9 protein-coding genes are annotated in these 12,814 nt (G+C 65.6%); 3 read left to right on the top strand and 6 right to left on the bottom strand.

Annotated features, from left to right (window positions below; all coding sequences use genetic code 11):
• Positions 1-173: 173 nt before the first annotated feature.
• From RWO33_RS01265 to rpmH, 6 genes are all read right to left on the bottom strand, one after another.
• A complete protein-coding gene (locus RWO33_RS01265; protein ID WP_314101224.1) occupies positions 174-1,220 on the bottom strand; it encodes a glycerophosphodiester phosphodiesterase in 1,047 nt (348 codons plus the stop codon).
• 175 nt (positions 1,221-1,395) lie between these two features.
• Positions 1,396-2,739, bottom strand: a complete 1,344-nt coding sequence (gene mnmE / locus RWO33_RS01270) for a tRNA uridine-5-carboxymethylaminomethyl(34) synthesis GTPase MnmE (protein ID WP_314101226.1) — start codon at positions 2,737-2,739, stop codon at positions 1,396-1,398.
• A gap of 3 nt (positions 2,740-2,742) precedes the next feature.
• On the bottom strand, positions 2,743-5,424 hold the full coding sequence (locus RWO33_RS01275; RefSeq protein WP_314101228.1) for a polysaccharide deacetylase family protein: 2,682 nt from the start codon (positions 5,422-5,424) through the stop codon (positions 2,743-2,745).
• 124 nt (positions 5,425-5,548) lie between these two features.
• Positions 5,549-7,240, bottom strand: coding sequence for a membrane protein insertase YidC (yidC, locus tag RWO33_RS01280; RefSeq protein ID WP_314101230.1), 1,692 nt, complete (start codon positions 7,238-7,240; stop codon positions 5,549-5,551).
• Complete coding sequence (gene rnpA, locus RWO33_RS01285; RefSeq protein ID WP_314101232.1) at positions 7,240-7,719, bottom strand: ribonuclease P protein component; 480 nt, start codon at positions 7,717-7,719, stop codon at positions 7,240-7,242. The genes yidC and rnpA overlap by 1 nt, the downstream gene beginning before the upstream one ends.
• 5 nt (positions 7,720-7,724) lie before the next feature.
• Positions 7,725-7,865: a 50S ribosomal protein L34 gene (rpmH, locus tag RWO33_RS01290; protein ID WP_006404565.1), complete on the bottom strand. Its 141-nt coding sequence runs from the start codon at positions 7,863-7,865 to the stop codon at positions 7,725-7,727.
• A gap of 252 nt (positions 7,866-8,117) precedes the next feature.
• Between rpmH and dnaA the strand changes: the two genes are divergently transcribed.
• From dnaA to recF, 3 genes are all read left to right on the top strand, one after another.
• Positions 8,118-9,452, top strand: coding sequence for a chromosomal replication initiator protein DnaA (gene dnaA / locus RWO33_RS01295; protein WP_145480466.1), 1,335 nt, complete (start codon positions 8,118-8,120; stop codon positions 9,450-9,452).
• A 276-nt stretch (positions 9,453-9,728) separates the two neighbouring features.
• Entirely contained in the window at positions 9,729-10,829 is a 1,101-nt protein-coding gene (gene dnaN / locus RWO33_RS01300; RefSeq protein ID WP_070208036.1) for a DNA polymerase III subunit beta, read from the top strand.
• Positions 10,830-11,657: 828 nt separating this feature from the next.
• Positions 11,658-12,755, top strand: coding sequence for a DNA replication/repair protein RecF (recF, locus tag RWO33_RS01305; protein ID WP_314101259.1), 1,098 nt, complete (start codon positions 11,658-11,660; stop codon positions 12,753-12,755).
• Positions 12,756-12,814 lie beyond the last annotated feature (59 nt).

A 12,814-nucleotide genomic window follows, 5' to 3' on the forward strand; every position in this document is an offset into this window, starting at 1 on the left:
CCCCGGGGGCGGGTTGTGGGCCCGCCGCGCGATGGGCTGTTTTTCGTCGGGTGCCCCTCCCGCCGGCCGCCCGACGGGTGAGGTCCCGCGGGGGGCGGCCACCGCCCCCCGCTACCGGGTCTTCGACGCGATGAGCCGTTCCCGGTAGCGCCGGCCGTTGGCCGGCCCAGGCGTCACCGTGTCGCGCTCGACGCCCCATCCACCGCCCGACGACCCAACGCCGGATCATCGGTGAAGAATGCATCGATGCCGGTCGCCAGGTAGGCCCGGATCTCCGCCACCGAGCCGTCCGGATGGCGTGCATTGGCCTCGCCCTTGCGGAACTCGGCGGCCATGAACGGGTTTTCCGGGCGGAAGGTATACGGCACCACGAGCAGGCCGGCGGCATGCGCATCGCGTACCAGCGTGGTCGGCGTGCCGAGGCGACCGGTGGCATCCAGCGGAATCACCATGCGCAGGTTGGGGCCGATGCCATCGGCATAGCCGGCGATCTGGTCCAGCCCGGCCGGGGTGATCATGTCGGCATAGCGCTGGCTGCCCTTGGCCGCCAGCACATCGCCCGGCTGCTGCTTCGGGTCGCCCAGCAGCTGCAGCAGGCGGATGTTGCTGTCGCGCCCCAGCGTGCTGCGCAGGTAGCGCAGGTTGCCCACTTCGAACGACTGGATCGTCACCGGGGCCACGCGGGTATACGGGTTGGCCTGCAGGGTTTTCACCAGCAGGTCTTCCATCGGCAGGCCGATGCCCTTGAAGTAGGTGCCGTGCTTGATCTCCGGCACCAGCCCGATCCCGCGCCCGGCGCGGCCGGCCTGCTGGACCAGGAAGGTGATGATCTCGTCCAGCGTGGCAATGCGGAACTGGCCGTCGAACGCGGTGCTGCGCAGCTGCGGCAGCCGCTCGCGGGCGTACAGCGTTTTCAGCTCGGCCAGGGTGAAGTCTTCGGTGAACCAGCCTTCGACGCGTTCGCCATCGATGGTCTTCGTGGTTTTGCGCTCGGCGAACTCGGGATGCGCGGCCACGTCGGTGGTGCCGCTGATCTCGTTCTCGTGTCGCGACACCAGCACGCCGTCCTTGGTCATCACCAGGTCCGGTTCGATGTAGTCGGCGCCATCGGCAATGGCCTGCGCGTACGCGGCCAACGTGTGCTCGGGCAACAGCGCACTGGCGCCGCGGTGACCGTACACCGCCGCCTTCGACGCGGGAGGAGGGGATTCAGCGCTCATGGCCCCCGATGGTGCCACGGCCAGCGACAACAGCAACGCACAACCCCACGACGACTTCGACACTGCACACCCCTGTTGGTACCGCCCGCCGAATCGGCTGGGCCGGAAAAGACGTGCGGCATTGTGACAGTGCGGTGTTACAGGGGAAAGAATGCTTGTAAATGCAGCCCGCGCGTCACTTCCCGATACAGAAGCTCGAGAAGATCCGCCCCAGCAGGTCATCCGCGCTCATCCGCCCGGTGATCTCCCCCAGCGCCTCATGTGCCAGGCGCAGCTCTTCGGCGGCGAGCTCCAGGTGCTCATGCACCAGTTCGGCTTCGGCGCGCTCGGCATGCCCGATCGCCACGACGATCGCTTCCACATGCCGGGCGCGGGCGGAGAACTCGCCTTCCACGCTGTCGCCGGCGCTGCCGCTGGCCAGTTCGCGCAGGCGCGTGTGCAGCCGTTCCAGGCCCTGGCCGGTAGCGGCCGAGACATGCACGACGTTGTCATCGATATCCGCGGGCAGCGTCTCCAGCAGGTCGCTCTTGTTGTGCACCCACAACTGCAGCGGCACCTCGGCAATGGCGTCGGCCACCGCCGCATGGCCGGCCTGCGGCTCCCGCGCATCCAGCACGATGATGGCCAGGTCGGTGCGCTGCATTTCGGCGCGCGCGCGGCGCATGCCCTCGCGCTCGATGGCGTCGCCGCCCTCGCGCAGGCCGGCGGTGTCGACCAGGGTCAGTTCCAGCCCGTCGATACGGATGGTTTCGCGCAGGGTGTCGCGGGTGGTGCCGGCGATGTCGGTGACGATGGCGCGTTCGCTGCCGGCCAGGGCGTTGAGCAGCGAGCTCTTGCCGGCGTTCGGCGGACCCACCAGCACGGCGTGCAGGCCATCGCGCAGGCGGCGGCCGCGTTCGGCGTCGTCGCGCAGCGTCGCCAGCGCCAGCAACACGTCGCCCAGTCCCTGGCGAACCTGGTCGCCGCCCAGGGTGTCGAGCGGTTCGTCGGCGAAGTCGATGGCGGCCTCGACATGGATGCGCAGCCGCACCAGCTGTTCGCCGGTGTCCTCCACGCGGCGTGAGAAGACGCCGTCCAGCGAACGCCGGGCGGCGCGCGCGGCGCGGGTATCGCTGGCGGCGATCAGGTCGGCGATGGCTTCGGCCTGGGCCAGGTCGAGCTTGCCGTTGAGGAAGGCGCGTTCGCTGAACTCGCCGGGCCGCGCCTGCCGCGCACCGAGCGCGATGCAGCGGCTGGCCAGCTGCTGCAGCACGACGGGGCTGCCGTGGCCCTGCAGTTCCACCACGTCTTCGCCGGTAAAGCTGCGTGGACCGGGGAAATACAGCGCGATGCCGTCGTCCAGCACCTCACCGGCGGCATCGCGGAAGCGCGCGTAATGTGCGTGCCGAGGTTGCAGGGCCGGGCAGCCCAGCGCACGCGCGATGCGCAGCGCCTGCGGGCCGGACACGCGCAGCATGCCCACGCCGCCGGCACCAGGCGCGGTGGCGATGGCAACGATGGTGTCGGTGGCGGCGTTCATGGTTTAGAGCTTCTCCAGCTGCGCGCGGGCCTGGGCAGCGCCGCTGCCCTGCGGCTGCAGCGCCAGGTACGTGGTGTAGGCCTGCCTGGCCTTGTTCTTGTCGCCGGCGTGGAAGTAGGCATCGCCCAGGTTGAGGTGGGCCACCGCACGGGACGGGTCGATCTTCAGCGTGTTCTCCAGCCAGCGCGCCGCTTCAGCGTAACGCTGCTGGCGGTAGTAGACGAAGCCGAGGTTGTTGGCGGCCTGGGCGAAGTCCGGGCGCAGCTTCAACGCCTCGGTGAATTGGGCCACCGCCTCGTCATAGCGCTTCTCGCGGTACAGCTGCAGGCCGCGGTCGTTGGCCTGCTGCGCGCGCTGGCGGTCGGAGGTCGGCACGGCTACCGGCACCACCAGCGTGCTCTTGCCGCCCTGCAGGTCGGCCACGGTCACCGGCGCCTCGCCAGGCGGTTTGGCGTCCTGCGCGGCATCCACCCGGTTGTTGAGCGCGATCGCGTCGGCCGAGAGCTGGCGGGTATCGGCGTTGAGGTATTCCTGGCTGTCGGGCACCTGGAACACGAACTCACCGCCCTGCGAGCCGGGCAGGCTGCCGAATGCCGGGGTCTGCCGCGATACCGCCGACACCGCCGGTGCCACGTAGGCGGCCAGCTCGGTGCCGGTGATCAGGCCGTCGCCATTGAGGTCGCCCTTGCCGGCCAGCGCCTGCAGCAGCACCCAGGTAAATACCGAGTGGCCGTTCGGGCCGCTGTCGGCCACCTGCTGGTCGCTGCCGCCGGCGGTGAGCATCTGCCGCGCGCTGCGCTTGGCGTTCTCGCGCAGGAACGCGGACGACGAGGGGCCGCCGCGGGTCAGGCCGAGGCCGCTGTAGCAGGCGTCCATGATGAACATCACGTGCTTGGCCTGCATGCTTTCGGCGATGTTCTGGATGTCGGTCATCGCGATGGCGTCGGTGGCGAACTCATTCGGCTCCGAATCCACCGGGATGATGTAGCCCAGGTCGCGCCCTGACGCCAGCCGGCGCGTGGCGCCATGCCCGGCGAAGAACACGAACACGCGGTCGTTGCGACCGGTGCGGTCATCGGCCAGGCGGTCGTGGAACGCGGCCAGGATGTTGTTGCGGGTGGCCTGTTTGTCCTTCAGTACGATCACCTGCGAGGACGGGAACTTGAACTGCCCGGTCAGCGTATCGGCGATGGCCTGCGCATCGTGGCTGGCGTATTCCAGCCGCGGCCACTTGGCGTACTCGTCGATGCCGATCACGATCGCCCACGACGTCTCGTAGCCGGTGGTGACCGTGGCTTCGCTGGCGGCGGCGCTGCGCGGGCGGCTGACGGTGAACTCGCGGCCATTCCAGCCGGCAAACTGGTAGCCGTCTGCAATCAGCCGGTCCAGGATCTGCGGCAGGGCCTTCACCGCGCGGTCGTGGATGTCGTGGAACAGGATGATGCCGCGCTGCTCCTTCTGCACCTGGTCCAGCACGCGCTGCACGATCGATTCCGGTACCGGGTCGGCCCAGTCCATCGAGTCGATGTTCCACATGATCGACTTCAGGCCCGCCTCGTTGAGCAGCTGCAGGCCTTCGGCGTTGCGCGCGCCGTACGGGAAGCGGAACAGCGGCGCGCGGCGCTTGTCCACGTCCTTCAGCAGCGTATCGGTGGCCAGCACCTGTTGGCGCAGTGCGGCGCCGGTGGTGCGCGACAACTGCGCGTGGGTCAGGCTGTGGTTGCCCACCGCGTACCCCTGCTCCATCAGGTTGCGGCTGATCCCGGCCATCGGCGCGAGCTTCACGCTGCCATCGGCGTGCACCTCGCCCAGGTTGCGGCCGACTTCGAAGAACACCCCCGGCACGTCGTAGCGCTTCAGGATCGCCGCCACTTCGTCGGTATAGGCCTTGTGCGGACCGTCATCGAAGGTGAGCACCACCGTCCTGGGCGGCAGGTCGCGGCCGAAGATTTCGCGCTCGCTGTCCTTCATCGACATGGGGTACGGCTCGATCACCCCGTAGTCGCGCAGGATCGCCTCGCGGCTGTACTGCTTGTGCAGATGGGCCAGGTAGTCCTCCCACTTCTCGCGCTTGAGCGTGATCGCGCGGGTGCGGTCGAAACGGCTGAAGATGCTGGTGATTTCCTGGTTGTAGTTGCGTTCGATCTCATCGAGCGCGTCCAGGTCTTCGCCAATGCGCTGGTGCAGCTTTACCGCCGGCAGCGAGGAGTCCGCGCCCACGCGCTCGTGCAGGTCGCGCAGCACTTCGCGGAACGCCAGGCGGTCGGCGTCGTACAGCTCGGGCGCTGATTCGATGTAGTCCAGCACCGTGCCCAGGGTGGCAAAGCGCTGCGGGCTGCTACCGCGCAGCAGCGTATCGAACTCGGTCGCAATGGCCTGGCGCTGGTCCAGCCCATCGTGGAACAGCTGCTGGCCGATGCGGCTGGAGGTCTCGCGGTCGCGGGCCGACTGCTGCGCCTCATCGGCCAGCAGCACGATGATGCGGCGATGGCCGTCGAGCTGCTTCTGCAGGGCGGTGAGCAGCGGCGCCGCAGCCGGGTCGGCCGAGGCCGCGGCGTCGGCGCTGGCCTGGGTTGGCGTGGCGGTGGCGGTGGGTGCGGCGGGGTCGTCGTTGCCGCAGCTTGCAAGGGCCAGGGTCAGCAGCAGCAGGGAGGGCAGGCGGAACAACGACGACGCACGGGGCATGGGGGGCTCGGTGGGTGGTGCGGGTGGGTGAATGCAGGCGATTGTATCGCCGGCAAAGAAAAACCCGCCGGAGGGCGGGTTTTCTCTTTTGAAAGCCAGACGACCAACGGTCGTCTGCTACCGGTTACTTCTTGGCGGTGGCCGGGATCGGGTCGCTGCCGTGGCGCTTGGTCATCCACCACTGCTGCAGCAGGCCGAGGCCGCCGTTGACCACCCAGTACAGGACCAGGCCGGACGGCATGAAGGCCATCATGACGCCGAAGATCAGCGGCATCATCTGCATCATCTTGGCCTGCATCGGGTCCATGCCCGGTGCCGGGGTCAGCTTCTGCGTGGCCCACATCACCGCCACGTTGATCACCGGCAGGATGAAGTACGGATCGCGTGCGGTCAGGTCCTGGATCCAGCCCAGCCACGGCGCCTGGCGCAGTTCCACCGATTCCACCAGCACCCAGTACAACGCGAAGAAGATCGGCATCTGGATGAGGATCGGCAGGCAGCCGCCCATCGGGTTGATCTTCTCTTTCTTGTACAGCTCCATCATCGCGGTCTGGAACTTCTGGCGGTCATCGCCATAGCGTTCCTTGAGCTGCGCGATGCGCGGCTGGAAGCGACGCATCTTGGCACCGCTCTTGTACTGCACCGCCGACAGCGGGTAGAGCACCAGCTTCAGCAGCACCACCAGGCCCACGATGGCCCAGCCCCAGTTGTTGACGACCTTGTGGACCTGGTTCAGGACCCAGAACAGGCCCTGGCCGATCACGGCCATGATCGAGAAACGGCTGTAGTCGACCACACGGTCCAGGCCCGGCACGTCTTCCTTGGCGATCTGGTTGACCAGCTTCGGGCCGACCCACAGACGCGCTTCGCTGCTCACCTGCTGGCCCGGGGCCACGGTGAACGCCGGGCCGGTGGCCTGGATCTGGTCGCGACCGTCATGCTGGGACAGCGAGTAGTTCGCGGCCTGGTCCTTCTGCGGCACCCAGGCGGTGAAGAAGTGGTGCTGCAGCATGGCGATCCAGCCGCCGGTGACCTGCTGGTTCAGCGGGCCATCTTCCAGGTAGTCCTTGAACGCACGGCGCTGATACTTGCCGTCGTTATCGAACCAGGTCGCGCCGTTGAAGCTGAACGAGTCCGGGTTGGTCATGCTGCGCGAGAGGATCGTCGGCGAGCGGTCCAGGGTGCGGTACACGTAGCCGCTCCACGGGCTGGTGCCCGCGTTGATGACCTCGTCCTTGACCTTGACCGCGTACTCGTTGCGGTTGACGGTGAAGGTACGGCGGATGGTCACGCCGTTGGGACCGTTCCAGACGAACGGGACCTGCAGCTCGTCCTGGCCCTTGGCCAGCACGAAGTCCTTGGCGTCACCCACCAGCTTGAAGCCATCGGCTTCCGGCACCGGCACGCTCTTGTCCTGGCTGGTCCAGCCGGTCACCGCGCGGTACGGGTGGGCCGGGTCTTCGGTCAGCAGGCGCACCGGCGCGCTGCCGTCGTCCTTGGTCTGCGGGAACTGCAGCAACTCGGCGTCTAGCACGTTGCCGCCGTCGAGCACCAGGCGCAGCACGTCGGTGGTGATGGTCACCCGCGGCGCACCGGCGCTGGCCTGGGCCGCAGCCTGAACGGCCGGGGCGCTGCCCGGAGCGTGCGGCACGTTGGCGCTGGGCACGGTGCCCGCAGCCCCCGGGACAGTGCCCTGGGTCTGGGCCGCCACCGGCGCGGTCGGGGCCGGCGCGGTCTTGTCGCGCCCCCACTCCATCCACAGCAGGATGGCTACCATCAGCCAGGCAACAATCAGGAAAACGCGGGTCTGGTTCATCAGCGTGCAGGCTCGACGGGGCTGGCAGCAGGTGCCGGCTCGGACTGGGAAAGGGATAGCGGCGGCATTGTGCCGTCCGCGCCCGGCATGGGCAATGCGCCCAGCCGGCGCAACAGGCGTTCAAAGGCCTGGCGGATCTCGATATTGCTTGCGGTACGGGCGGCGCTGCGGGCTACCACGACATAGTCGCCGGCAGTCATCCACGGCCGTAGGTGGCGTGTGGCGTCGCGCAGCACACGCTTGATACGGTTGCGACCCACGGCTCGGGGGTCGACTTTGCGCGAAACGGCAAGACCCAGCCTGGCCGGCGTGTCGCTCTTCAGCCAGTGCAGGGTCATCAGCGGTTCGGACACACGGCGGGCGCCGTTGAAGACCGTTGTATATTCGGCACGCGTACGAACCCGCGCAGAGCGAGGAAATCGCTTGCGCGGGTCGGAACTGCTCACAGTCAGGATTGCGTCTGCCGCGGGAAGCGGCATTGCAATCAAGCGCTCAGGACTTTACGGCCCTTGGCGCGGCGACGCGACAGGATCTTGCGGCCGTCAGCGGTCTTCATACGGGCACGGAAGCCATGGTCGCGCTTACGCTTGAGGTTGCTGGGTTGGAAAGTGCGCTTGGTGGCCATGCGGGCCTCTATATGAAGGGGACGGAAAGAACCGGAAATTCTATAGACCTACCCCGGGGCGCGTCAAGCCTGTGTCACTACGGGATTTCATCGGCCTGTGCAATAGCTGTGGATCATTTTGTGAATAACTTCGGGACAAGCATTCCCGGACCCCGGCGACGGTGGTAGTCTGCGCCATCCATTCTTTCCCCTTCCGGCCTGCGCCGTGGCGGTTTTTCACGCCTTTGCGCCGGCCCCAGACGATTATTGCCGATGGATGCCTGGTCCCGTTGTCTCGAACGCCTTGAGGCGGAGTTCCCGCCCGAAGATGTTCACACCTGGTTGAAGCCGCTGCAGGCCGATCTGCGCGCGGACAGCCTGGTGCTGTATGCGCCAAACGCCTTCATCGTCGACCAGGTCCGTGCCCTGTACCTGGCCCGGATCAAGGAACTGCTGGCGCATTTCGCCGGGTTTGGCGACGTTTTTCTTGAAATCGGCTCGCGTCCGCGGGCCGTGGAGGCGCAGATCGCGCCGGTTTCGGCCAGCTCGGCCCCTGCCGCCGTGGTCGAGCCGCTGGTGCCGTTCGCCGGCAACCTGGATTCGCATTACACCTTCACCAACTTCGTCGAAGGCCGCAGCAACCAGCTGGGCCTGGCCGCGGCGTTCCAGGCGGCGCAGAAACCGGGCGACCGTGCGCACAACCCGCTGCTGTTGTACGGCGGCACCGGCCTAGGCAAGACCCACCTGATGTTCGCCGCCGGCAACGCCATGCGCCAGGCCAACCCGGCCGCCAAGGTGCTGTACCTGCGCTCGGAACAGTTCTTCAGCGCCATGATCCGTGCGTTGCAGGAAAAGACCATGGATCAGTTCAAGCGCCAGTTCCAGCAGGTCGACGCGCTGCTGATCGACGATATCCAGTTCTTCGCCGGCAAGGATCGGACCCAGGAAGAGTTCTTCCACACATTCAACGCCCTGTTCGACGGCAAGCAGCAGATCATCCTGACCTGCGACCGGTACCCGCGCGAAGTCGAAGGCCTGGAAGCGCGCCTGAAGTCGCGACTTGCCTGGGGCCTGTCGGTGGCCATCGAGCCACCTGACTTCGAGACCCGCGCGGCGATCGTGCTGGCCAAGGCCCGCGAACGTGGCACCGAGATTCCCGACGATGTGGCGTTTCTGATTGCCAAGAAGATGCGCTCCAATGTCCGCGACCTCGAAGGTGCGCTCAATACCCTGACCGCCCGCGCCAATTTCACCGGCCGCGCGATCACCACCGACTTCGCCCAGGAAACCCTGCGCGACCTGCTGCGCGCCCAGCAACAGGCGATCAGCATTCCCAACATCCAGAAGACCGTGGCCGACTACTACGGGCTGCAGATCAAGGATCTGCTGTCCAAGCGCCGGACCCGCTCGCTGGCTCGTCCGCGACAGGTCGCCATGGCCCTGACCAAGGAACTGACCGAGCACAGCCTGCCGGAAATCGGCGATGCCTTTGCCGGTCGCGACCACACCACGGTGCTGCATGCGTGCCGGCAGATCCGGACGCTGATGGAGACCGACGGCAAGCTGCGGGAAGACTGGGACAAGCTGATCCGGAAGTTGAGCGAATGATGCATGCACGCCACCCGCGCGTCATCGCATAAAACGGTGCAAAATCCGGGTGTAAGCGAGGGACATGCTGTGGATAAAAAACCCGTTTGAGTTGGCGGGATTTTTATCCACAGGCTTCCCCACCCCTTGGGGGGTAGTAGTGCAGAGGGTTTCGAGGCCATAAAGGCCTTTATTTACAAAGACTTAGCTGAGTTTTCCAGCGATTCTGGCACTACCATCACCACCAAGCTTTTGATTTATTCCACATTTTTTTAAAGCATAGGGGCACGGAACCACATGCGTTTCACACTGCAGCGCGAAGCCTTTCTCAAGCCGTTGGCACAAGTCGTCAACGTGGTCGAACGCCGCCAGACCTTGCCGGTTCTGGCTAATTTCCTGGTCCAGGTCCAGAACGGCCAGCTGTCGCTGACCGGTACCGACCTGGAAGTGGAGATGGTGTCGCGGATCGCGGTGGAAGATGCCCAGGACGGCGAGACCACCATCCCGGCACGCAAGCTGTTCGAGATCATCCGCGCCCTGCCCGATGGCAGCCGGATCACCGTCTCGCAGAGCGGCGACAAGATCACTGTCCAGGCAGGCCGCAGCCGCTTCACCCTGGCTACCCTGCCCGCCAACGACTTCCCGTCGGTGGACGAGGTTGAAGCCACCGAGCGCGTAGCGATCGGCGAAGCGACCTTGAAGGAGCTGATCGAACGCACCGCGTTCGCGATGGCCCAGCAGGACGTGCGCTACTACCTCAACGGCCTGCTGTTCGACCTGCGCGGCGATGCGCTTCGGACCGTGGCGACCGACGGCCACCGACTTGCGCTGTGCGAAACCGACCTGGAAAAGGCCAGTGGCGCGAAGCGTCAGATCATCGTGCCGCGCAAGGGCGTGACCGAGCTGCAGCGTCTGCTGGAAAGCGGTGATCGCGAGATCGAGCTGGAAGTCGGCCGCAGCCACGTGCGCGTCAAGCGCGACGATGTGACCTTCACCTCCAAGCTGATCGACGGTCGCTTCCCGGACTACGAAGCGGTGATCCCGATCGGCGCCGACCGCGAAGTGAAGGTGGATCGCGAAGCGCTGCGTGCATCGCTGCAGCGCGCCGCGATCCTGTCCAACGAGAAGTACCGCGGTATCCGCGTGGAAGTCTCACCGGGCAACCTGAAGATCAGCGCGCACAACCCTGAGCAGGAAGAAGCCCAGGAAGAGATCGAAGCGGATACCACCGTGAGCGATCTGGCCATCGGCTTCAACGTGAACTACCTGCTGGATGCCCTCTCGGCGCTGCGCGACGAACACGTCGTCATCCAGCTGCGTGATTCCAACTCCTCGGCGCTGGTTCGCGAAGCCAGCAGCGAGAAGTCGCGCCACGTGGTGATGCCGCTGCGCCTCTGACCTGTTCCACGTGGAACAGCGTCAAAAAGAACCCGGCCTGGCGCCGGGTTTTTTTATTTCTAAAACGTTCCACGTGGAGCATTGCCGCCAACAGTCACCGTAGAGCCACGCCCTGCGTGGCTGCTCCCGCACGGGATTCCGCAGCAACCTCCGATGCCCGCAGCGTGCCCGCCAAGCGACTGCCGATGTGGTCGACAACGATCCAGATCTGGGTGGATTCAGCCACGCAGGGCGTGGCTCTACGTTGGGTAATCCAGCATCGTCTGGATTCACTCATGACTGCAGCTTCAGCACCCTGGTCTACAGCTCTATGCTTCTAAAAACTGTATATAAATCTAAAGCTAGGTGGTGGTGGTAGAGCCAGATTTGGTTGAAAAGTACCTTATCTGTTTGATTTAAAAAGCTTTATTGGGCATGAAACCCCTGTAAAAAGCCCCCTGGGGGTGGGGGTTAGCCTGTGGATATGTTTTCAGGGTCCTCTGTAGGGCTTTTTTATCCACAGCCTGCCCAGCACTTGTGCATAAGTCATACAGAGCGGCTGTGGGTAACTCTGCCTGCATAGCTGAGCAAGTTTCACGATCTGTGGAACCTGGCGCACATATGCCGCGCAGATTTCATGAATAACCGGCCCTTTCCCGGAGAGGCGCCCCGCAGCCTGGTCTGAAAACCCTCAAATTCCTTGAAATCTGCAGGACACAGGCCCTGCTCGTCCGCCGGATTTCAAAGAATTCAGGGCTGTGCGGAGCGCGTAGGAAGTCGATACCGCACAGACCACAGCAGGTGAAGGCGGAACCCCAGCCACGCAGGGCGTGGCTCTACAATGTCGGGATGCATATTCGCCGCCTTTCTCTCCACAACGTCCGTCGTTTTGACAACGTGGAACTTGCTCCGCAGCCGGGCATCAATCTGATCACGGGCGACAACGGTGCCGGTAAGACCAGCTTGCTGGAAGCGCTGCATGTGATGGCCTACGGACGCAGTTTCCGCGGGCGGGTCCGCGACGGCCTTGTGCGGCAGGGGTTTGAGGCGCTCGAGGTGTTCGTCGAATGGGACGAACAGCGCGCATCGTCTGAATCTACTACTCGACGCAAAGCGGGGTTGCGACACAGCGGCCAGGACTGGAAGGGCCGGTTGGATGGCGAAGACGTGGCGCAGCTCGGCAACCTCTGCGCGGCGCTGGCGGTGGTGAGCTTCGAACCCGGTAGCCACGCGTTGGTCAGCGGAGGGGGGGAGCCCCGCCGACGCTTCCTCGATTGGGGCTTGTTCCACGTGGAACCAGACTTCCTCGCGCTTTGGCGTCGCTATTCGAGGGCATTGAAGCAGCGCAACGCCCTGCTCAAGCAAGGCGGCCATTCCCACGCCTTGGACGCGTGGGATCGGGAGCTCGCCGAGGCAGGCGAGCCGCTCACCAGCCGCCGCCAGCACTACCTGGACCGGTTGCAGGACAGGGCGATACAGCTTGCGCAGGATCTGGCCCCGAACCTTGAGATCCAGTCACTCTCGCTCAGCCCGGGCTGGCGGAAGCAGGATGTTTCACTGTCCGATGCGTTGCTGCTGGCCCGCGAGCGTGACCGGTTGGCGGGGTATACCTCGGTAGGCCCGCACCGGGCCGACTGGAGCGTGGGTTTCGCCACCATTCCGGGTCGTGATGCGCTCTCGCGCGGCCAGGCCAAGCTTACTGCCCTCACCTGTCTGCTCGCGCAGGCGGAGGACTATGCGGAACAGCGGGGCGAATGGCCGGTGATCGCGCTGGACGACATCGCCTCCGAGCTCGACCGGACCCACCAGGCACGGGTGCTGGACCGCCTGCGTACAGGCCCGGCACAGATCTTCATCACCGCTACCGAGACCCCGGCGGCACTTGAAGGTCGCACCGACATCACCCGGTTCCACGTGGAACATGGGAAGGTTCAGGCTATGCCATAGTGGGGCCAGGGGCAGTAGCCCCCGGCTGGTATAATTGCCGTTGCAACCCCTAATCCATC

It is taken from the genome of uncultured Stenotrophomonas sp. (assembly GCF_963519925.1).
In the GTDB taxonomy this organism is placed as follows: Bacteria; Pseudomonadota; Gammaproteobacteria; order Xanthomonadales; family Xanthomonadaceae; genus Stenotrophomonas; species Stenotrophomonas maltophilia_AE.

Coding starts and splice junctions, on each gene's coding strand:
- dnaN (WP_070208036.1), top strand. CDS start 9,729: ATGCGTTTCACACTGCAGCGCGAAGCCTTTCTCAAGCCGTTGGCACAA.
- mnmE (WP_314101226.1), bottom strand. CDS start 2,739: ATGAACGCCGCCACCGACACCATCGTTGCCATCGCCACCGCGCCTGGT.
- rnpA (WP_314101232.1), bottom strand. CDS start 7,719: ATGCCGCTTCCCGCGGCAGACGCAATCCTGACTGTGAGCAGTTCCGAC.
- rpmH (WP_006404565.1), bottom strand. CDS start 7,865: ATGGCCACCAAGCGCACTTTCCAACCCAGCAACCTCAAGCGTAAGCGC.
- yidC (WP_314101230.1), bottom strand. CDS start 7,240: ATGAACCAGACCCGCGTTTTCCTGATTGTTGCCTGGCTGATGGTAGCC.
- recF (WP_314101259.1), top strand. CDS start 11,658: ATGCATATTCGCCGCCTTTCTCTCCACAACGTCCGTCGTTTTGACAAC.
- RWO33_RS01275 (WP_314101228.1), bottom strand. CDS start 5,424: ATGCCCCGTGCGTCGTCGTTGTTCCGCCTGCCCTCCCTGCTGCTGCTG.
- dnaA (WP_145480466.1), top strand. CDS start 8,118: ATGGATGCCTGGTCCCGTTGTCTCGAACGCCTTGAGGCGGAGTTCCCG.
- RWO33_RS01265 (WP_314101224.1), bottom strand. CDS start 1,220: ATGAGCGCTGAATCCCCTCCTCCCGCGTCGAAGGCGGCGGTGTACGGT.